Here is a 21,132-nt window from a genome sequence, read left to right as displayed (position 1 = left end):
TTACGTTTGTGTTTCAACGATGGGCCCTTGCGCCGACGGTGCGAAAAATGGGGCGCCAGGGAATCGTCATGCCTCAAATTCAACGTTTTTCAACCACCGCCCTGATGGCGGTGCTGCTTCTATCGAGCGCAACATCCGTGGCCGACGCCGCCGGCATGGTGCCGCAAACGCCGATCCTGATTCTCGAAGAGTCCACTGGTGAAGCCAGTATCAACATCACCAACACTGAACCGCTCCCGGCTCTCTTGCACACGAGCATTGAAAATGTCCCGGAAGACACCGAGCTGCTGTTGCTGCTGACCCCGCCAGTAGCTCGGGTAGAAAGCGGTGGCACGCAACTGGTGCGATTCATTCTGCGCAGCGCTGAGCCGCTGCAAACCGAGCGCCTGAAACGGGTGATTTTCGAAGGCATTCAGCCGCTGGAAAAGGGCAGCAATGCGCGGGTCAGTCTGACCGTAAAACAGAACATTCCCGCGATTCTGCGCCCGAAGAATCTGCCCATCGAACGCCAGCCGTGGGCGCTGCTTAAGTGGTCAGTGCAGGACGCTCAACTGCAGGTCAGCAATCCCAGCCCCTACGTGGTGCGGCTGGCCAATACCGTCAATCTGCTCCCCGGCGAGGCCCCGGTGGATCTGGGCCGCAGCTACATTTTGCCCGGCGAAAAACTGCGTCTGACGTCCGCATCGCCGCTGCCCGCGACGGCGACTCAAGTGCGTCTGTACCCGGCGACGATGTACGGTTTCGCTGCCGGCAATTTCGATGCGCCGCTGGTGACCGGTGAATGAGTTACCGTCACAGCCTTGCGCTGCTCAGCCTGTTGTCGTCGGCGAACAGCTTGGCCGATTCGGTCACCTTCGACCCGAACGTGTTGCGCGCCCGTGGGCTTGATCTGCAACTGGCGGAATACTTTCAGGACGCGCCGCGCTTTCAGCAGGGAACGCATTCGGTGCTGCTCAGCGTCAACGGTGTGCCGAAAGGACGAGTGCTGGCGACGTTCGACGAGCAGGGCGAATTGTGCACCACCGAAACGTTGCTCGAACAGGCAAACATGCGCGTCGAGGCGTTGCCGAACCTTGATTGCACGCGCTTCGTCGACAGCTTCGACGGCGTGATCGCGCGGCTTGATCCGGGCAAGGAACAGATCGAACTGCTGCTGCCCACCGGGCTCGTGGCGCCGACGGCTGTGGCGCGTCGCAACTACGCGCACGGTGGTAGCGCTGCGCTGTTCAACTACGACGCGCTGGTGCTGGGTAACGAATACGTCGGCCAGACCACACACTACCGCAGCCTCAACACCGAGCTGGGTTTGAACATCAACGACTGGGCGCTGCGCAGCCGTCAGTCTTACGCGGCGTTCGATGGCAGCAGCCAGACCGAGCATCTGTATGCCTACGCTTCGCGCACCTTCGAGTCGCTGCAAACCAACCTGCAACTCGGTCAGCTCAACATGGCCTCGCCATTGTTTGCCGGCGAGGCTTTCACCGGTGTGCAATTGCAGCCTGAAGCCGCGTTGGGGGAGCTGGAAGCGGACAGTGAAGGCGCCCACGTCGAGGGCATGGCTTATTCCGCTGCCCGGGTCGAGGTGCGGCAGAACGGCGCGTTGATCTACACCACGCTGGTGCCGCCAGGGCCGTTTTCGCTGGTGGGGTTGCCGCTGCTCAGCCAGAGCCTGGATCTGGAAGTCACCGTGTACGAAGAGGATGGCCAGCAACGCAGTTTTATCGTTCCCGGCGACAGCCTTGGTGGTTTGGCGCCGGGCCGCCAGCCGGGTTTCGCGGTGACGGCGGGACGTGTTCGTCGCTATGCCCGCGATGATCGCGACGCGCCTGATTTCGTCGCGGCGAGCAAGGATTGGCGTTTGGCCGCCGGCAAGCAACTGACGGCGGGCGCGATGCTCGGCAGTGACTATCAATCGGCCGGGATGGCGCTGCAAATTCCGTTGTTGCCGCGCACAGCGCTGGGGTTGCGACAGGTGGTGTCCCGCGCCCGTCGTGAAGATAAGTTGGGCGCGCAGTTTCAGCTCAGCCTGAGCACGGCGCTGACCGAGCGCGTTTCGGCGAACCTGTCGGTCACTCAGCAAGTGCAGGGTTTTCGCACGTTGTCCGATACCACGTGGAATCGCGACACCGATCAACCGGATCAACGCATTCGCAACCAGATGACGCTCGGGCTCAGCGGTGCGAGCCTGTTGTTGGGCTCGTTTTCCGGTGGATTTTCACGCTTCACCGATTTTGAAGACGACACCAGTTCGCGCCTCAGCGCCTCGTGGTCACGGATGTTTCAGCGCACCAGCGTGTCGTTGAGTCTTGAGCGTGACATGGGCGGTTCGGCGCATGACAGCCGTGGTTTTGCGACCTATCTGACGGTCAGCGTGCCGATGGGTCGCAGCGGCGCGCTGCGCAGTTTTGTCCGCAAGGACGACCTCAGCGGCACCCGCAGCGGCTTGCGTCTGAATCAGCAGATCAACGACGCCGTGGCCTACAGCGCCACGGTCGAGCGCCCGGAAAACGGCGAGGCGGATGTCAGTGGCCGGCTCAACTTGCTGCCGCGTTACACCCAGGTCGATCTGGGTTATTCGCAGCGCGGCTCCGGTTCGACCGGTTACGACTTCGGCGCGCGCGGCGGCGTCGCGTTGCACAGCGAAGGCCTGACCTTATCGCCCTACACCGTGCGCGAGACCTTTGCCCTGCTCAAGGCCGGGGATGCCGCCGGGGTCAAGTTGCGCACGCCTTACGGGCCGGTGTGGACGGACGCCGCCGGGCGCGCGGTGGTGGCCAGCGTGCCGGCCTATCGCAACACGCGGGTGGAGATCGACACCGCGAGCCTGGCGCGCAATGTCGACGTGCTCAACGGCTACCGCGAGATCGCAGCGGCGCGCGGTTCTGTGCAGCGGCTGGAGTTTCAGATGGCCACGTCCCGGCGCGTTTTACTGCACGCACACACGGCCGATGATCAAGTCGTCGGCAAGGGTTTCGGGGTGTTTGATGAGCAGGGCCGCTACGTCACCAGCGTGCTCGATGACGGACGGATTTTTCTTTCCGACATTCAGGCGGACGCTGCGCTACATGTGCAAAAGGCCGATGGCTCGCGCTGTCATCTGACCTTCGAACTGGCTGAAGAAGCCGATCCCGATGAGCTTTACGAATCTGCGTCCGCGCGTTGCAGTGACGCGTGATGAGGAATTATCCGATGACTGTTTTCAACGTTTCGAGCGTGGCAATGCTGTGGCTGTGCTGCACGGCGGCGTGGGCGCAGGGCCAAGTATGCGAGGTGCGAGTCAGTCCGCCTGCGTTTGATTTTGGCCTGACCGACCGGGGCGCGTTGTTGCAGCAAAGTGCCGGTGCCAATGAACTGAGTTTTGGCAGTCGCCGGGTGCAAGTGCAGGTTGTCTGCGATCAGGCGTCACCGCTGACATTGCGCTTCGATGCGCCGGGGGCTGACGCCGAGCGTTATCGCTTCGGCATTGGCACGTTGCGGCTGAAGGTGATGGCGGTGCGCGTCGACGGTGTTGTAACGCAAAGGGCAGGGGAGCACGACGTGTTGCGGCCCAGCGAGCGTCTTCTGCCGCTGCTGGCGAGCGGCAGACGCCTGGATGTCGAGTTCGAGGTTGAGGGGCAAATCAGCAACGAGGCCAGCCGGGTCGCGGATCTGACCCGACTCGACGGCGAAGGCGTGTTCAGACTGGACTGAGCTCGGACTCGGCAAGCAGTTTGATCGCCGCCGCACCGACCTTGCGCACCGCCTCTTCAATCAGCGCTGTCGGTTTGGCCGCGTAGTTCATGCGCAGGCAATTACGGTACTTGCCCGAGGCGGAAAAGATGCTGCCGACGGCAATCTGTACGCCTTGGTCGAGTAGCGCACGATTCAGTTTCAGTGTGTCGAAACCTTCCGGCAATTCGACCCACAACATGAAGCTGCCCTGTGGACGGCTGGCGCGAGTGCCGGCGGGGAAATAGCGCGTCACCCAATCGATCATCACGTCGCGATTGCGCTGGTATTGCGAGCGCATCCGCCGCAAATGCGGTTCGAAATGGCCGGATTTGAGAAATTCGGCGATGGCGATCTGCGGCTGCGGCGCGGTCGATCCGGTGCTGATGTATTTCATGTGCAGCACGCGCTCGAGGTATCGCCCCGGCGCGACCCAACCGATGCGCAGCCCCGGCGCCAGGGTTTTGGAAAATGAACTGCAGAGCAGCACGCGGCCATCTTCGTCGAAGGATTTGATCGTGCGCGGACGTGGGTAGGTGTAGGCCAGTTCGCCATAGACATCGTCTTCGATGATCGCCACGTCAAAGCGTTGGGCGAGGGTGAGCAGCGCGCGTTTGCGCGACTCCGGCATGATGTAGCCGAGCGGGTTGTTGCAGTTCGGGGTGAGCTGAATGGCTTTGATCGGCCATTGTTCGAGCGCCAGTTCCAGAGCTTCGAGGCTGATGCCGGTGAGCGGGTCGGTGGGGATTTCCAGGGCTTTCATGCCCAGACCTTTGAGGGTCTGCATGGCGCCGTGGAAGCTCGGCGAATCCACCGCGACGATGTCGCCCGGCTCGCAGATCGCGTGAATGCTGGTGGACAAAGCTTCGTGGCAACCGGTGGTTACGACCAGATCGCTGGCGCTCAACTGGCAGCCGGAATCGAGCATCAACCGGGCAATCTGTTCGCGCAGTTCGAGGGTGCCGTGGATGTTGTCGTAATACAGACCGGGCATGTCCTGGCGACGGCTGATGCGGGCGAGGCCGCGCAACAACGGTTTCATGGTCGGCGTGCTGATGTCGGGCATGCCGCGACCGAGTTGCACGACGTCCTTGCGCGGTACCGCGCGAATCAATTCCAGCACCTGATCCCACTGCGAAATTTCCACTGGCCGCTGCGCCGGACGGCCGACGGCGGGCAACTCCGGCAGCTCGCGACCGACCGGCACAAAGTAGCCGGACTTGGGCTTCGGCGTGGCCAGTCCGCTGTCTTCGAGCATGCGATAGGCCTGCTGCACCGTGCTCAGACTGACCCCGTGTTCGACGCTCAAGGCGCGCACCGACGGCAAGCGGTCGCCGGGGCGATAGAAGCCTTGTTCGATGCGCGTGCCGAGCAATTCGGCGAGGTTTACGTAGAGGGTCATGGCGCTGCCTCGGTGCAGAAGATTCGGAAGACCAGTACAGATGCGAGAAAAATCGTCAATTCAGTCTGCAAAGCGGTAAATCTGTATGGAGTTAATACAGCTGCTTTGAATCTGTAGTGGTTTTGCTCGCCCGCGCATCATGGAATCTCTGGCTACCCAAGTAAACAGGAGCGACAAAAATGAACGGCTTGAGCGATGTGCGGCTGACGTTACACAGTCAGGAACTGGCGGCAGGGCAGAAGGATCGTGCGCGCAATGAGATCATGCGTAACGCACCGTCCGGCCTGAGCCGCTGGGGTTTGATGTGGCATCGTCTGCACACGCGCAGGGCGTTGCTTAACCTGACGGCGGATCAGCTCAAGGACATCGGGCTGACGCGTGAGCAGGCGCAGGAGGAGGGGTTGAAGCCGTTCTGGCAGAACTGAACGACACCGATCGTTCCCACGCTCTGCGTGGGAACGCCGCCCCGGACGCTCTGCGTCCGCTGTGACGCAGAGCGTCACTGGATGCATTCCCACGCAGAGCGTGGGAACGATCAACACGATCAACAGAGGGGGGGCTCAGACCAACTCTTTGAGGCGATGCCACAACATCCCCAACGCCAACAACGGCGAGCGCAAATGCTTACCACCCGGGAATGTGATGTGCGGCACCTTGGCAAACAGATCAAAGCCACCACCGTGCTGCCCGCTGATCGCCTCAGCCAGCAACTTGCCCGCCAAGTGCGTGGCATTCACCCCGTGCCCGGAATAGGCCTGGGCGTAATACACGTTCGGCTGGTCATTGAGCCGGCCAATCTGCGGCAGACGATTCGCGCCGATGCCGATCATCCCGCCCCACTGATAATCAATCTTCACGCCCGCCAGTTGCGGGAACACTTCCAGCATCTTCGGCTGCATATACGCCGCGATGTCTTTCGGATCACGCCCCGAATAATGGCAGGCACCGCCGAACAGCAAGCGACGATCCGCCGAGAGTCGGTAGTAATCCAGCGCCACCCGCTGATCACAGACCGCCATGTTTTGCGGCAGCAGGTTGTGTGCCTGCTCTTCGCTCAACGGTTCGGTGGCAATGATGTAGCTGCCGGCGGGCAGAACCTTGCCGCTGAGTTGCGGATTCAGATCATTCAGATAAGCGTTGCAACCAAGCACCAGCGTCTTCGCCCGCACCGAACCTTGGGCGGTGTGGACTTTGACTTCCGGGCCGTAATCGATACGGGTCACTGCCGAGTGTTCAAACAGTTTCACACCCAATTGCTGCGCCGCCGCCGCTTCGCCCAACGCCAGGTTGAGTGGATGCAGATGCCCTGAACCCATGTCGATCAAACCACCGACATAGCGCTTGGAGCCGACCACCGTGTGCATCTCGTTGGCTTGCAGCAAACGGGTTTCGTAGCGATAGCCGAGGCTGCGCAACTCTTCGGCGTCTTCGGCAAAACCTTCGAGGTCGGATGGTTTGTTGGCGAGGTCGCAGTAGCCCCAGGTCAGGTCGCAGGCGATCTGAAAACGCTCGACGCGCTGGCGGACGATTTCCACCGCTTCCAGGCCCATCAGTTTCATTTCGCGTACGCCGTCGCTGCCGACGACGTTGGCGAACTGATCGAGACCGTGGCCGACGCCGCGAATCAACTGCCCGCCGTTACGACCGCTGGCGCCCCAGCCGATCTTGTGCGCTTCCAGCAACACCACGCTGAGTCCGCGTTCAGCCAGTTCCAGCGCCGTGTTCAACCCGGAAAAACCGCCGCCGACCACGCAGACGTCGGCCACCACGTCGCCTTGCAGCAGCGGATGATCCGGCTGCGGCAAGCTGCTGGCGGCGTAGTAAGAGGCAACGTGAGGTTGGCTCGCGGAGGTGTGGGCGCGGGCGGTCATGGGCGTCATCCTGAGGCGGGGGTGTCGAGAAAATTTGACGGAGCATAAGCCGCACGCCCGAACGGGGGCAACACTGGTCGGCCTGCGGTGTCTGGATCACGGCTTTTGCGGCACAATTGCCGCCTATTTCACCTTGGTTACCGTTCGATGAGCTGCAACAGCCAGACAGTCCGCACCTTGCGCCAGCAGATCCCCTCGTTCGAGTGCGTGCCCGGCTGCCACGATTGCTGTGGGCCGGTGACCACCTCGCCGGAAGAAATGGCCCGTCTGCCGCGCAAGACCCGCGCCGAGCAGGATGCCGCGATGGAAGAGTTGAACTGCGTGCACCTGGGGCCGAATGGCTGCACGGTGTATGAAGAGCGGCCGTTGATCTGCCGGTTATTCGGCACGACCAAGACTTTGCCTTGCCCGAATGAGCGGCGGCCGGTGGAGCTGATTCATCCACGGGTGGAGAAGCAGATTTTCGAGTACATGGCGGCGAATCGGCAGGTGCTGGTTTAAAAGATCGCAGCCTTCGGCAGCTCCTACAGAGAAATGCATCATGATCGTTCCCACGCTCTGCGTGGGAATGCAGCCCGGGACGCTCTGCGTCCCAAATGCCGAACGCGGAGCGTCCGAAGAGGCATTCCCACGCAGAGCGTGGGAACGATCGTCGCGGTGCTCAATCAGGAATCGGCAGGCTCAAGCTCTCCTTAACCTCTTCCATCACGATATAACTCTTCGACTCCCGCACATGCGGCAGCTTCAACAGAATGTCGCCCAGCAACTTGCGGTACGAGGCCATCTCGGAAATCCGCGCCTTCACCAGATAGTCGAAATCCCCTGACACCAAATGGCATTCCAGCACGTGTGGCAACTTCAGCACCGCGCGGCGGAACTCCTCGAACGTGTCGCCGGATTTGTAGTCGAGGCTGATCTCGACGAACACCAGCAAGCTACCCTTCAAGTGCTGCGGATTGAGCCGGGCGTTGTAGCCCATGATGATCCCTTCGCGCTCCAGACGCCGCACGCGCTCGGTGCACGGCGTGGTCGAGAGCCCGACCTTTTCGCCCAGTTCGGTAAAGGAAATCCGCCCGTCCGCCTGCAGGATCCGCAAGATGTTGCGGTCGATCTTGTCCAGCTCACGTTTGGTCTGAGTGTTGGTACGCATAGGGGATGCGCCTCCGTGAAAAGGGTTTTTGCCGAGAATTGTCGCCAAATATAGGCGCTTATATAGTGAAAAGCACTGGCATTTCTTTTTTACACTGCGCGCATCATTGCTCTAACAACAGACGTACGCGGCCCCGCCGCGATGAGGGATACAAAAATGCGCGTAATGGTCTTGGGTAGCGGCGTCATCGGTACCGCCAGTGCTTACTATCTGGCCCGTGCCGGGTTCGAAGTAGTGGTGGTCGACCGGCAGCCGGCTGCGGCCATGGAGACCAGCTTCGCCAACGCCGGCCAGGTCTCGCCGGGCTACGCCTCGCCGTGGGCCGCGCCGGGCGTACCGCTCAAAGCGATCAAGTGGCTGCTGCAACGCCACGCCCCTCTCGCGATCAAAGCCACCGCCGACATCGACCAGTACCTGTGGATGGCGCAGATGCTGCGCAACTGCACCGCCAACCGTTACGCGGTGAACAAGGAGCGCATGGTGCGTCTGTCCGAGTACAGCCGCGACTGCCTCGACGAATTGCGCGCCGAAACCGGCATCGCCTACGAAGGCCGCAGCCTCGGTACGACTCAGTTGTTCCGCACTCAGGCGCAGCTTGATGGCGCCGCGAAAGACATCGCCGTGCTGAAAGAATCCGGCGTGCCGTTTGAAGTCCTCGACCGCGCCGGCATTGCCCGCGTCGAGCCGGCGCTGGCGGGTGTCACTGACATCCTCGCCGGTGCTCTGCGCCTGCCGAACGATCAGACTGGCGACTGCCAGATGTTCACCACGCGCCTCGCCGAAATGGCGGTGAAACTGGGTGTGGAATTCCGCTTCGGCCAAGACATTCAGAAACTCGACTACGCCGGTGATCGCATCAACGGCGTGTGGATCGACGGCAAGCTGGAAACCGCCGACCGCTACGTGCTGGCGCTCGGCAGCTACTCGCCGCAACTGCTCAAGCCGCTGGGCATCAAAGCCCCGGTGTATCCGCTCAAGGGTTACTCGCTGACCGTGCCGATCACCAACCCGGCAATGGCGCCGACGTCGACTATTCTCGACGAGACCTACAAGGTCGCGATCACCCGTTTCGACAACCGCATCCGCGTCGGCGGCATGGCCGAGATCGCCGGTTTTGACCTGTCGCTGAACCCGCGTCGCCGCGAAACCCTGGAGATGATCGTCAACGACCTTTATCCTCAGGGCGGTAATCTGGCCGAAGCGAGTTTCTGGACCGGTCTGCGTCCGACCACGCCGGATGGCACGCCGATCGTTGGCGCCACGCCGTTCAAGAATCTGTTCCTCAACACCGGTCACGGCACGCTCGGTTGGACCATGGCATGCGGTTCCGGTCGTCTGCTAGCCGACCTGATGGCGAAGAAAAAGCCGCAGATCAGCGCCGAAGGCCTCGATATTTCCCGTTACGGCAACAAAATTCAGGAGTCCGCAAAACATGTCAATCCAGCGCCAGCTCACCAATGAGCGCATGAGTCAGATCGTCAGCCACAACGGCACCGTGTACTTGGCCGGGCAGGTCGGCGACGACTTCAATGCCGGGATTGAACAGCAGACCCGCGACGTTCTGGCCAATATCGAGCGATTGCTGGATCTGGCCGGCACCGATAAGCAACACCTGTTGTCGGCAACGATCTACCTGAACGGCATCGATGAGCACTTCGCCGGGATGAACTCGGTGTGGGATCAGTGGCTGCCAAAAGGCGCCGCCCCAGCCCGCGCGACCGTTGAGGCGAAAATGGCCAAGCCGAGCATTCTGGTAGAGATCTCTATCGTCGCCGCGCTGCCGTAACTGTTGTAAAGATCCCTCTCCCGGCGCTGTTGGCGGTTCACGTCGTCAGTCGGCGCCGGTTTTTATTCCCATGACCGCCTAGAAGTCTGCCGCCATGCGTCCTGCCCGTGCCCTGATCGACCTAGAAGCCCTGCGCCACAACTACCGAATTGCCCGCGAAGTCACCGGCGCCAAGGCGCTGGCGGTGATCAAGGCCGATGCGTACGGACATGGCGCGGTGCGCTGCGCCCAGGCGCTGGAAGCCGAGGCCGACGGTTTTGCCGTGGCTTGCATCGAAGAGGCTTTGGAGCTGCGCGCCGCTGGCATTCGTGCGCCGGTGTTGTTGCTTGAAGGCTTTTTTGAAGCTGATGAGCTGGCGCTGATCGTCGAGCATGATTTCTGGACGGTGGTGCACTCGCTCTGGCAGCTCGAAGCGATCGAGCAGGCAGCGCTGAGCAAACCGATCACCGTGTGGCTGAAGCTCGATTCGGGCATGCACCGCGTCGGGTTGCATCCAAAGGATTATCCGGCGGCTTATCAGCGTCTGCTGGCCAGCGGCAAAGTGGCGAAAATTGTGTTGATGAGCCACTTCGCCCGCGCCGATGAACTGCACGCGCAGAGCAGCACCGAGCAAGTGGCGGTGTTTGAAGCGGCGCGTCAGGGGCTGGCGGCCGAAGTCAGTCTGCGCAACTCGCCCGCTGTGCTCGGTTGGCCGCAGATTCATAGTGATTGGGTGCGTCCGGGCATCATGCTCTACGGCGCGACCCCGTTCGAAGAAGCCAATGCTGTTGCCGATCGTTTGCAACCGGTGATGACCCTGGAATCGAAAGTCATCAGCGTGCGCGAATTGCCGGCCGGTGAGCCGGTGGGCTACGGCGCCAAATTCATCACCGACAAACCGATGCGCATCGGCGTGGTCGCCATGGGTTACGCCGACGGCTACCCGCGTCAGGCGCCGACCGGCACCCCGGTTTTGGTGGCCGGTAAACGCAGTCGCATTATCGGTCGCGTGTCGATGGACATGCTTTGCATCGATCTTACCGATGTGCCGGAAGCCGGTCTCGGTTCGACCGTTGAGCTCTGGGGGAAAAATATCCTCGCCAGTGAAGTGGCGAAGTGGGCCGACACCATCCCGTACCAGATCTTCTGCAACCTGCGTCGAGTGCCAAGGCTCTATTCCGAGGGTTGACGCCGCTGCGGGGGCCAAGTGTTGTAAATACTGAACGCTGTCGCCATGATAACGCTCAATATTCTTACAACATCAGGAGGCTCGCGCCTTGGACGTCGGTGAACGACTGCAATCGATCCGCAAGCTCAAAGGGCTTTCCCAGCGTGAACTCGCCAAACGCGCGGGCGTCACCAACAGCACCATTTCGATGATCGAAAAGAACAGCGTCAGCCCTTCGATCAGTTCGCTGAGAAAGGTGCTGGGCGGCATTCCCATGTCCATGGTCGAGTTCTTTTCCGAAGAAATCCTGCAGGAAGTCCCGACCCAGATCGTCTACAAGGCCAACGAGCTGATCGACATTTCCGACGGCGCCGTGACCATGAAACTGGTCGGCCGCGCGCACCCCAGCCGCGCCATCGCCTTCCTCAACGAAATCTACCCGCCGGGCGCTGATACCGGCGAAGAAATGCTCACCCATGAAGGCGAGGAAACCGGGATTCTGGTGGAAGGTCGTCTGGAATTGGTGGTGGGCCTTGAAACTTTTATTCTCGAAGCCGGCGACAGCTACTACTTTGAAAGTACCAAGCCGCATCGTTTCCGTAATCCGTTCGACTTGCCTGCGCGACTAATCAGCGCAGCCACGCCGGCAAACTTTTAAACAAAGAGGCGCCAGGCCATTACGGCGAAGGCACCCAAGCTGTTTTACCGATGCGCAACAAGACCCCTTTAATCATGGGGTTGTTTCAGTGTGGCGGGCTACCCGCTATACTTGCGCCCGCCTGCGAACCGTGGCCGCAGGCGTGAATAGCCACCATTGAGGGTGAACGCGTGAATCTAATTATGAAAATGCTGGCTGCACCAGCAACCGTACTGGCCCTCTGGGCTGTCAGCGCTCAAGCTGCGACGAATGACGACATTGCCAAACGCCTCGAGCCGGTCGGCCAGGTGTGCGTTCAAGGTCAGGAATGCAAAGGGATGGAAGTGGCTGCGACTGCCGGCGGCGGTGGCGGCGCGAAGACTCCGGATGAAGTGATTGCCAAACATTGCAATGCTTGCCACGGTACAGGCCTGTTGGGTGCGCCGAAAATTGGTGACACGGCCGCGTGGAAAGAACGTGCGGATCACCAGGGCGGCCTTGATGGCATCCTTGCCAAAGCCATCACCGGTATCAATTCGATGCCGCCGAAAGGCACCTGCGCCGATTGCTCGGATGAAGAGCTGAAGGGCGCGATCGAGAAGATGTCCGGTCTGAAATAAGGTGTGCATCTGATGAAAAAACCGTCTTCGGACGGTTTTTTTGTGCCTGCGATTCAAGAGCCCCTCACCCCAGCCCTCTCCCGGAGGGAGAGGGGGCCGACCGAGGTGTCTTGCGTCCGACATCGACCTGAAAGACCTTAGCGACTATGGATTCGGTACATCACGTTCAAGTCGGCGTACCTCCCAAATATCCCCCATTCAGTCCCCTCTCCCTCCGGGAGAGGGAACGACCGCGGTTTCTCGCGTCCGACATCGACCTGAAAGACCTTAGCGACTATGGATTCGGTACATCACGTTCAAGTCGGCGTATCTCCCAAATATCCCCCATTCAGTCCCCTCTCCCCCCGGGAGAGGGCTAGGGTGAGGGCAAGCAAGCTCCAGCCATAAACACCTCCTGTGGCCGACAATCGTCCAGGACTTTGGGCTGTTCTTTGCAGCAAACTCAAGGCAATCTCGGTCTACCCCTATTCACGGAACGGGCAGGAGGCTTCAGATGGTGCAGTTGTGTTCGATCGAACAAGCAGTGGACGACGTGCTGGCGCGCTTGCCGGCGCATATCCACATGGGCATGCCGCTGGGCCTTGGCAAACCCAATCACTTCGTCAACGCGCTGTACCGGCGGATCAAAGGCCTGCCCCAGCGGCAGCTGACGATCTACACCGCGCTGTGCCTCGGTCGCCCGGCGTTGGGCGATGGCTTGCAAAAGCGCTTCATCGAACCCTTCGTCGAGCGCGTCTTCGGTGACTACGCGGAATTCGATTTCCTCGCCGACCTGCACCGCGACAGCCTGCCCGCCAACATCCGCATCGAACAGTTCTTCATGCAGCCCGGCAGCCTGCTCAACAGCGCGCCGGCCCAACAGGATTACGTCAGCAGCAACTACAGCCACGCCGCCCGCGACATCAACGCTGCCGGCCTGAATCTGGTGGCGCAGTTATTGGCCAGCAGCAGCGAACACCCGGATCGCCTGAGCCTGAGCTGCAACCCCGACATCACCCTCGACCTGTTGCCTATGATCGCCAAGCGCCGCGAGGCCGGGGAGACCATTTTGCTGGTCGGCCAAGTGCACACCGATCTGCCGTACATGCCCGGCGACGCCGAAGTCGACATCGACACCTTCGACCTGCTGATCGACGAGAAGGACAGCAGCACGCTGTTTTCCACGCCGAACATGCCGGTGGGGTTTCAGGATCATTTCATTGGTTTGCACGCGAGTACGCTGGTGCGCGACGGCGGTACGCTGCAGATCGGCATCGGTTCGATGGGTGATGCGCTGACTGCCGCGTTGCTCGCACGTCAGGCGGATAACGCCGGTTATCAGGCGTTGCTCGATGACATCAACCTCAGTCAGTGGGCGCAATTGATCAACCGCGAGGGCGGCACCGGGCCATTCGCCAAAGGCCTGTACGGTTGCAGCGAAATGTTCGTCAACGGCCTGCTGGTGCTGGCGGACGCGGGGATCATTCGACGCAAGGTCTACCCCGATGTGCCGACGCAGGAGCAGGCGAACGCTGGCACCCTCGACGAAGCGGCGCAAACCGACGGCATTTCCGTGCACGGCGGATTCTTCCTCGGCCCGCGCAGTTTCTACGAGCGATTGCGCGAGTTGCCGCTGAGCAAACGCCTCGAATTCAACATGACCCGCATCAGCTACATCAACGAGCTCTACGGGCAGGAAGAACTCAAGCGCTTGCAGCGCCTCGACGCGCGATTCATCAACACGGTGTTTACCATGACCGTGCTCGGCGCTGGCGTGGCAGATCAACTGGAGGATGGGCGAGTACTCAGCGGCGTTGGCGGACAGTACAACTTCGTCGCGCAGGGCCACGCGTTGCACGACGCGCGCTCGATCCTGATCCTGCGCAGCTGGCGCGAATCCGGCGGCGACGTCAGCTCCAACATCGTCTGGGAATACGGCCACTGCACGATCCCGCGGCATCTGCGCGACATCGTCGTGACCGAATACGGCATTGCTGATCTGCGCGGTAAAACCGATGCCGTAGTGATCGAATCGCTGCTGAACATCAGCGATTCACGCTTCCAGCCCGGCCTGATCGAACAAGCGCAAAAGGTCGGCAAACTGCCAAAGGATTTCCGCCTCGATCCCCGCTTCACTGACAACACACCGCAGCGTTTGCAAGCCATCGCCGCACGGCACAAAAACCTGTTTCCGGAGTACCCGCTGGGCTGTGATTTCTCCCCGATCGAACGGGATCTACTGCGGGCGCTGAACTGGCTAAAAAGCAAATTCAAACTCACCGAAATCCTCGAACTCGGCAAAGCCGCCCTCGACGCCCCCGAGGCATCGCTCTACCCCGAACACCTCGAACGCATGCAACTCACAAACCCGGAAGGCCTGAAAGAAGACCTCTTCCAACGCCTGCTCCTCACCGGCCTAAAAGCCACCACCCAAACCCCGTAGGAGCTGCGGCACGCTGCGATCTTTTGATCCTGATCTTTAAAAGATCAGAAGATCGCAGCCTCGTTTCACTCGACAGCTCCTACACGGGGATTGCGGAGTACCCGAACAACTGTAGGAGCCGAGCTTACTCGCGAAAGCGGTGGATCAGTCAAAAAATGTATCGACTGACACGACGCCTTCGCGAGCAAGCTCGGCTCCTACACGAGTTACGCCTGAATCTGAATGAATACGGAATGCCATGCGTAGTCCCGTTCTGAAAATCATCAATCACTGAGTTTTTGGATTGTCGTCGGCATTCGCCTGTCGATAGGTTTGTCTGTGGTCTATCCAGCAGCAAATCCGGAGGGTACAGAGTGTCAGCATCGAAGAAATACTTGCCACAAGAGTCTGTCGAGCAGGCCTTACTCCTCACTGACTTAACCGAAAAGAACCAACCCGACCACGCAGTCCGACTACTGCTCAATGAAGTCCTTCAAGGACTCGCAGCAAGAGGCTGGCCCCGAGCGCAGTTGCTGGTTGGGCCAAGGATTGTGTCCGCCGAAGAGAACTACGGTTTGCTGGGTTACGACCCGGCAGAAATTACCCTTGGCAGCGAGCACACACGTTGGGTCGATGAGCATTCGCTTTTGCGAACGCAGACCACCAGCCAGATTCCTGCGGCGCTTCAGCAGGCCGCCGAGGTTCGTCAGCCGGGACAAACCATCTTGCTGGCAGCGCCAGGCATTACCTTCAGGCGTGATAGCCGAGATCGTTGGCATTGCGCCGAGCCGCACCAAATGGATATCTGGGTATTGGGTGACCCGGAGCTGGCATCCCATGAGCATTTACTGCGTTTGGTCGGTGATATTTTGCAGTCGGCCGTCCCGGAAAAGTCCTGGGTTTATAGCGACAGTCCACATCACTACACCGAGGGCGGGATTGAAGTGAATGTGTTGAATGATGGCGTGCCGGTCGAGGTTCTTGAGTGCGGGCGTATCGCGAAGTCGCTGTTGCAGCGTTTGCAGATTGATCCGCTGCGCCATGGCGGACTCGCTCTTGGGATGGGGCTGGATCGCCTGACGATGTTGCGCAAAGGCATTCCTGATATTCGTTTGTTGCGTGATCAGAATGTGCGCGTGCAGGCGCAGATGCATGATCTGGATCCGTGGACTGCGGTATCCCGTTTGCCGTCGATTGCCCGCGATATCTCGTTGGCAGTAACGCCGGGATTGAGTGAAGAAGTATTGACCGAGAGGATGTTGCAGGCGGCAGGGGATTGCTCTGGATGGATCGAGGAGATGCGAATCAAGGGGCGTTGGCAGCGTTCGGATTTACCAGCGCAAGCCATTGAGCGACTCGGGATGTTACCGGGTCAGGAGAACGTGCTTTTGCATGTGGTGCTGCGTGATTGTTCGCGCTCGATTACCACCGGCGAGGCGAATGCCTTGTACGCGGATATTCAAGCTGCGATGCATGAAGGGGTACCGGGGGCGGGGTACAGAATGGATTAAGTGAAATCTGTAGGAGCTGCGGCACGCTGCGATCTTTTGATGTTGATCCTGAAAATCAGATCAAAAGATCGCAGCCTCGTTGCACTCGACAGCTCCTACACGGGGATTGCGGAGTACCCGAACAACTGTAGGAGCAAAGCTTGCTCGCGAAAGCGGTGGATCAGTCAAAGAATATTCGACTGACACGACGCCTTCGCGAGCAAGCTCGGCTCCTACAAGGGTATTGCGGTGTAGCTTTATTCGATGAAGGTGACAACGCCACCTGTCAGCGATTTAACGCGGGCCAGCGATTCGACGCGGTAGCCTTGCGAGTCCAGTTCGGCGCGGCCGCCCTGGAACGACTTCTCGATGACGATGCCCAGGCCGGCCACGGTGGCGCCGGCCTGTTTGATGATCGAGATCAGCGCTTGCGAGGCCTTACCGTTGGCCAGGAAGTCGTCGATGATCAGCACGCGGTCGCTGCTGGTCAGGTGACGCGGCGAGATGGCCACGGTGCTTTCGGTCTTTTTGGTGAACGAGTAAACGGTCGCCGACAGCAGGTTTTCCGTCAGGGTCAGGGACTGTTGCTTGCGGGCGAAGATCACCGGCACGCCGAGGTTCAGACCGGTCATGATCGCCGGGGCGATGCCCGAGGCTTCGATGGTGACGATCTTGGTGATGCCCGAATCCTTGAACAGCGCGGCGAATTCGTCGCCGATCAGCTTCATCAGGGCCGGGTCGATCTGGTGGTTCAGGAAGGCGTCGACCTTCAGGACCTGGTCGGAAAGCACAATGCCTTGTTCGCGGATTTTCTGGTGCAATGCTTCCATGAAGCTGTCCTCTTTTGGCGCTTTGTGCGCCGAAGGTCTAGTAAAAAAAGTGGTCAATTCTAGCGCTTTAACATCGCGCGTATATCAGCCAATGCGCTGTTGCCGCGCACGACTTTGACTTCGGTCGGTGTGTCGTCGTTGCCTTCCCACGCCAGATCGTCCGGCGGCAGCTCATCGAGGAAGCGGCTCGGCGCGCAGTCGATGATCTCGCCGTACTGCTTGCGCTTGGCGGCGAAGGTGAACGCCAGGGTCTGACGCGCGCGGGTGATGCCCACGTAGGCCAGGCGGCGTTCTTCTTCGATGGTGTCGGCTTCGATGCTGGAGCGGTGCGGGAGGATTTCCTCTTCCATGCCCATGATGAACACGTAAGGGAATTCCAGACCCTTGGACGCATGCAGCGTCATCATCTGCACGCCTTCGGCACCGTCTTCCTCTTCCTGCTGACGTTCGAGCATGTCGCGCAGGACGAGTTTGCCGATCGCATCCTCGACGGTCATTTCGCCTTCTTCGTCCTTCTCAAGAGTGTTTTTCAACGCCTCGATCAGGAACCAGACGTTGCTCATACGGTAGTCGGCGGCCTTGTCGCTGGAGCTGTTGGTGCGCAGCCAGTTCTCGTAGTCGATGTCCATGACCATGCTGCGCAGGGCGGAGATCGGATCTTCGCCGGCGCACTGCTCGCGCACCTTGTCCATGAAACGCTTGAAGCGCGACAGGCGATCGGTGAAGCGGTTGTCCAGATGCTCGCCCAAACCGATTTCGTCGGTGGCGGCGTACATCGAGATTTTGCGTTCGGTGGCGTAGTTGCCGAGTTTTTCCAAAGTAGTCGAGCCGATTTCGCGGCGCGGCACGTTGATCACGCGCAGGAAGGCGTTGTCGTCATCCGGGTTCACGATCAGGCGGAAGTAGGCCATCAGGTCTTTCACTTCCTGGCGGCCGAAGAAGCTGTTGCCGCCGCTCAGGCGATACGGCACCTGGTGGTGCTGCAGCTTCAGTTCGATCAGCTTGGCCTGATAGTTACCGCGATAGAGGATCGCGAAATCGCTGTACGGGCGGTCGGTACGCAGGTGCAGGCTGAGGATTTCCATGGCCACGCGCTCGGCTTCGGCGTCTTCGTTGCGGCAGCGGATCACGCGGATCTCGTCACCGTGGCCCATTTCACTCCACAGCTGCTTTTCGAATTCGTGCGGGTTGTTCGAGATCAGCACGTTGGCGCAACGCAAAATGCGACTCGTCGAGCGGTAGTTTTGTTCGAGCATCACCACTTTCAAGGACGGATAGTCGTCCTTCAGCAGCATCAGGTTTTCCGGCCGCGCGCCACGCCAGGCGTAGATCGACTGGTCGTCGTCGCCGACCACGGTGAACTGGTTGCGCTTGCCGATGAGCATTTTTACCAGCAGGTACTGGCTGGCGTTGGTGTCCTGGTATTCATCGACGAGCAGGTAACGCACCTTGTTCTGCCACTTTTCGAGGATGTCGGCGTGTTCTTCGAAAAGTTTTACCGGCAGCAGGATCAGGTCGTCGAAGTCCACCGCGTTGAACGCTTTCAGCGTGCGCTGATAGTGGGTGTAGACGATGGCGGCAGTCTGTTCCTTGGGATTACGCGCGTTCTCCAGCGCCTGAGGCGGCAGGATCAGGTCGTTTTTCCAGGCGCCGATCATGTTCTTGATCTCGTCGACGCCGTCTTCGCCTGCGTATTCCTTCTGCATGATGTCGGTCATCAGGGACTTGACGTCGGTCTCGTCGAAGATCGAGAAACCGGGTTTGTAGCCCAGCCGCGCGTGTTCCTTGCGGATGATGTTCAAGCCCAGGTTGTGGAAGGTGCAGACCGTCAGACCGCGACCTTCGCCGGCGCGCAACAGGGTACCGACCCGCTCTTTCATTTCGCGCGCGGCCTTGTTGGTAAAGGTCATGGCGACGATGTACTGGGCGCGGATGCCGCAGTTCTGGATCAGGTGCGCGATTTTGCGCGTGATCACGCTGGTCTTGCCGGAGCCAGCGCCGGCGAGCACCAATAGAGGGCCGCCGACGTAGTTCACGGCTTCTTGCTGCCGGGGATTGAGTCGGGACATACGAAAATTCGGGAGTCGTTGACGAAATGGGCCGGCATTTTAACAGGCTCAGAGATTTGTGCTGCTCTGTCCGACTTGTGACGTACCACGCGATTCATATTTGCCGGTTTTGTTACTTTCACGCAGGATGCGCGGTGATTTTGCGGCTAATGTTCTCATTCGTGACACAAAATAACGTTTTGATAACCGTTGTCATTTGGTCATTGGTCAGCGCAACGGCATAATGCCCGCCGCCCACATCATTGCAGAGTCTAGGGAGCTAGCTTGTCTACGCCTGTCGAACCCTTGCGTTTGCTGCTACTGGCCGAAGAGCCAGCGTGGACAGCGTTATTGCGTGAGTGTCTGGCTCCGATGGGGAGCGCGGCGGTGCTGATCAGCGCGCCGAGCTGGGAGTCGGTCAGCAGTTTGTTCGAAGACAACCGCCATGCGGTGTTGTTGACCCTTCCTGCGTTGCAACCGGCACCCGGCCGCTGCAGCCTGCCGACGGTATTGTTGCTCGAACACGAGCCGGACACTGCGCCGGTTGGCGTCAGTGACTGGCTGGTGTTCGACGCCCTCGACCCCGGCATGCTGCGCCGTTGCCTGCGCCATGTGCGCGAACGCGGCGTTCTCGAAAACACCCTGCAACGCCTCGCCGAACAGGATCCTTTGACCGGCATCGCCAACCGCCAGGGTTTTCAGACCTTGCTGACAGCGCGTCTTGCTGAAGGCGATGGTCGCGGCTTGGCACTCGGGCATCTCGATCTCGACAACTTTCGCCACGCCAACGACGCCCTCGGCCATCAGGCTGGCGATCGGCTGATCCTGCAGGTCGTGGCGCGGCTGAAAAGTCAGTTGGAAGCCGGCGATCAATTGGCGCGTCTCGGCAGCGATGAATTCGCCTTGCTGATCGACACCCGCCGCGCGCCGCAACGCGCCGAGTGGATGGCCGAACGCATCACCGAAGCACTCGCCGAACCGTATTGGGTGGATGGCGAAAGCCTGCTCATCGGCTCGAGCCTCGGCATCGCCCACGCCCGCGCGCAGGCTGGCGCTGACCCGCTGATGTGGCATGCGCACATCGCCATGCAGCAGGCCAAGAGCACGCAGGGCTGCACCTTTCATATCTTCAACGAACGTATCAACCGCAACGCGCGGAGCATGGCTGACCTCGAAAGTGAGCTGCGCCGGGCATTGCGTCGTGATGAGCTGGAACTGCATTACCAGCCACGCCTGAATCTTGAGGACGGCCAGATTGTCGGCCTCGAAGCCTTGGTGCGCTGGCGCCATGGCGAACGTGGTTTGCTGCCGCCGAGTGAGTTTGTTCCTTTGGCCGAGCAGAGTGGGTTGATCGTGCCGCTGGGTTACTGGGTGATTTCCCGGGCGTTGCGCGATATGCAGGCACTGCGCGAACGCGGATTGCCGGCGCTGCACATGGCGATCAACTTGTCGTTCCGCCAATTTCAGGACAGTCAGTTGTTGCCGACGCTGAGCCGCTTGATCGCTGAGCGCGGTGTGGAGGCGCAGTGGCTTGAATTTGAACTGACGGAAACGGCGGTGATGCGTCGTAGTGATCTGGTCAAGCAGACCATGGATGCGTTGGGCCGCCTCGGTGTACGTTTTTCGCTGGATGACTTTGGCACCGGGTTCTCATCGTTCGTGCACCTCAACAGCTTGCCGATCACTTTGCTGAAGATCGACAAGAGCTTTGTCGGTGGCATGGAACAGCGTGAAGAGAACCGCAAACTGGTGCACGCGATGATCAACCTTGCGCACAACCTGCATCTGGAAGTGGTGGCGGAAGGGGTTGAGACGCCGGAACAACTGGAATTGCTGCGCGGGTTTGGTTGCGATCAGGTGCAGGGTTATCTGATCAGCCGGCCGTTGCCGTTGGCGGAACTGGTTGAGTACCTGACGTTTGGCTCAAGCCAACAGCCCGCCCTCGAAATCGTGAGCTGATCCAAGTCTTCGGGTCAGGCACAAATCCCTGTGGGAGCGGGCTTGCTCGCGAAGGCGCCGGGTCAGTCAATGCACATATCGAC

At 60.2% G+C, this 21,132-nt stretch carries 18 protein-coding genes; 13 read left to right on the top strand and 5 right to left on the bottom strand.

Going from position 1 to position 21,132, the window contains the following annotated elements; translation table 11 throughout:
* Positions 1 to 68: 68 nt before the first annotated feature.
* Genes GVL50_RS20915 through GVL50_RS20905 form a run of 3 tightly spaced genes read left to right on the top strand, consistent with a single transcriptional unit; the run spans position 69 to position 3,690 of the window.
* Positions 69 to 785 (top strand): fimbria/pilus chaperone family protein, encoded by a 717-nt coding sequence (locus GVL50_RS20915; protein ID WP_159814939.1) that lies wholly within the window; start codon positions 69 to 71, stop codon positions 783 to 785.
* The gene (locus GVL50_RS20910; RefSeq protein ID WP_159814938.1) at positions 782 to 3,175 is read left to right on the top strand and encodes a fimbria/pilus outer membrane usher protein; all 2,394 of its coding nucleotides are present in this window, start codon (positions 782 to 784) and stop codon (positions 3,173 to 3,175) included. The genes GVL50_RS20915 and GVL50_RS20910 overlap by 4 nt, the downstream gene beginning before the upstream one ends.
* A 14-nt stretch (positions 3,176 to 3,189) precedes the next feature.
* Complete coding sequence (locus GVL50_RS20905) at positions 3,190 to 3,690, top strand: hypothetical protein (RefSeq protein WP_159814937.1); 501 nt, start codon at positions 3,190 to 3,192, stop codon at positions 3,688 to 3,690.
* Here GVL50_RS20905 and GVL50_RS20900 read toward each other — a convergent pair.
* Positions 3,677 to 5,110: a PLP-dependent aminotransferase family protein gene (locus GVL50_RS20900; protein ID WP_053125012.1), complete on the bottom strand. Its 1,434-nt coding sequence runs from the start codon at positions 5,108 to 5,110 to the stop codon at positions 3,677 to 3,679. The two genes, GVL50_RS20905 and GVL50_RS20900, sit on opposite strands and share 14 nt — an antisense overlap.
* A 179-nt stretch (positions 5,111 to 5,289) precedes the next feature.
* On the opposite strand from GVL50_RS20900, the gene GVL50_RS20895 reads away from it, so the two are divergent.
* Positions 5,290 to 5,535, top strand: a complete 246-nt coding sequence (locus GVL50_RS20895) for a DUF1127 domain-containing protein (protein WP_159814936.1) — start codon at positions 5,290 to 5,292, stop codon at positions 5,533 to 5,535.
* A 135-nt stretch (positions 5,536 to 5,670) separates the two neighbouring features.
* Here the strand turns inward: GVL50_RS20895 and GVL50_RS20890 are convergent, their stop codons facing one another.
* Entirely contained in the window at positions 5,671 to 6,981 is a 1,311-nt protein-coding gene (locus tag GVL50_RS20890) for an FAD-binding oxidoreductase (RefSeq protein ID WP_159814935.1), read from the bottom strand.
* Between the two features lie 147 nt (positions 6,982 to 7,128).
* Here GVL50_RS20890 and GVL50_RS20885 point away from each other — a divergent pair, with 147 nt between their 5' ends.
* Positions 7,129 to 7,482 carry a YkgJ family cysteine cluster protein gene (locus GVL50_RS20885; protein WP_038359217.1) on the top strand — a complete coding sequence of 118 codons (354 nt, stop codon included), beginning with the start codon at positions 7,129 to 7,131 and terminating at the stop codon, positions 7,480 to 7,482.
* 160 nt (positions 7,483 to 7,642) lie between these two features.
* On the opposite strand, the gene GVL50_RS20880 is transcribed toward GVL50_RS20885, so the two are convergent.
* The gene (locus GVL50_RS20880; RefSeq protein ID WP_003177284.1) at positions 7,643 to 8,131 is read right to left on the bottom strand and encodes an Lrp/AsnC ligand binding domain-containing protein; all 489 of its coding nucleotides are present in this window, start codon (positions 8,129 to 8,131) and stop codon (positions 7,643 to 7,645) included.
* A 156-nt stretch (positions 8,132 to 8,287) separates the two neighbouring features.
* Here GVL50_RS20880 and dadA point away from each other — a divergent pair, with 156 nt between their 5' ends.
* The 7 genes from dadA to GVL50_RS20845 all read left to right on the top strand — a co-directional run bounded on the left by dadA (position 8,288) and on the right by GVL50_RS20845 (position 16,233).
* Positions 8,288 to 9,592, top strand: a complete 1,305-nt coding sequence (gene dadA / locus GVL50_RS20875) for a D-amino acid dehydrogenase (RefSeq protein WP_064389549.1) — start codon at positions 8,288 to 8,290, stop codon at positions 9,590 to 9,592.
* Entirely contained in the window at positions 9,564 to 9,917 is a 354-nt protein-coding gene (locus tag GVL50_RS20870; RefSeq protein WP_053125004.1) for a RidA family protein, read from the top strand. The genes dadA and GVL50_RS20870 overlap by 29 nt, the downstream gene beginning before the upstream one ends.
* Before the next feature lie 94 nt (positions 9,918 to 10,011).
* Positions 10,012 to 11,085 carry an alanine racemase gene (gene alr, locus GVL50_RS20865; RefSeq protein ID WP_159814934.1) on the top strand — a complete coding sequence of 358 codons (1,074 nt, stop codon included), beginning with the start codon at positions 10,012 to 10,014 and terminating at the stop codon, positions 11,083 to 11,085.
* Between the two features lie 88 nt (positions 11,086 to 11,173).
* Complete coding sequence (locus GVL50_RS20860; RefSeq protein ID WP_008086779.1) at positions 11,174 to 11,722, top strand: cupin domain-containing protein; 549 nt, start codon at positions 11,174 to 11,176, stop codon at positions 11,720 to 11,722.
* A 182-nt stretch (positions 11,723 to 11,904) separates the two neighbouring features.
* A complete protein-coding gene (locus tag GVL50_RS20855) occupies positions 11,905 to 12,321 on the top strand; it encodes a cytochrome c5 family protein (RefSeq protein WP_159814952.1) in 417 nt (138 codons plus the stop codon).
* Between the two features lie 493 nt (positions 12,322 to 12,814).
* Complete coding sequence (locus GVL50_RS20850) at positions 12,815 to 14,743, top strand: acetyl-CoA hydrolase/transferase C-terminal domain-containing protein (RefSeq protein WP_159814933.1); 1,929 nt, start codon at positions 12,815 to 12,817, stop codon at positions 14,741 to 14,743.
* A 353-nt stretch (positions 14,744 to 15,096) separates the two neighbouring features.
* Positions 15,097 to 16,233, top strand: a complete 1,137-nt coding sequence (locus GVL50_RS20845) for a hypothetical protein (RefSeq protein WP_159814932.1) — start codon at positions 15,097 to 15,099, stop codon at positions 16,231 to 16,233.
* Positions 16,234 to 16,469: 236 nt separating this feature from the next.
* Here GVL50_RS20845 and GVL50_RS20840 read toward each other — a convergent pair whose 3' ends face one another.
* The gene (locus GVL50_RS20840; protein ID WP_016985833.1) at positions 16,470 to 17,042 is read right to left on the bottom strand and encodes a xanthine phosphoribosyltransferase; all 573 of its coding nucleotides are present in this window, start codon (positions 17,040 to 17,042) and stop codon (positions 16,470 to 16,472) included.
* Positions 17,043 to 17,101: 59 nt separating this feature from the next.
* A complete protein-coding gene (rep, locus tag GVL50_RS20835) occupies positions 17,102 to 19,111 on the bottom strand; it encodes a DNA helicase Rep (protein ID WP_159814931.1) in 2,010 nt (669 codons plus the stop codon).
* A gap of 264 nt (positions 19,112 to 19,375) precedes the next feature.
* Here rep and GVL50_RS20830 point away from each other — a divergent pair, with 264 nt between their 5' ends.
* On the top strand, positions 19,376 to 21,049 hold the full coding sequence (locus tag GVL50_RS20830) for a bifunctional diguanylate cyclase/phosphodiesterase (protein WP_159814930.1): 1,674 nt from the start codon (positions 19,376 to 19,378) through the stop codon (positions 21,047 to 21,049).
* Positions 21,050 to 21,132: the final 83 nt, after the last annotated feature.

It is taken from the genome of Pseudomonas sp. 18058 (genome assembly GCF_902706155.1).
GTDB lineage: Bacteria > Pseudomonadota > Gammaproteobacteria > Pseudomonadales > Pseudomonadaceae > Aquipseudomonas > Aquipseudomonas rustica.
This window is presented reverse-complemented; position numbering and strand designations above follow the sequence as displayed.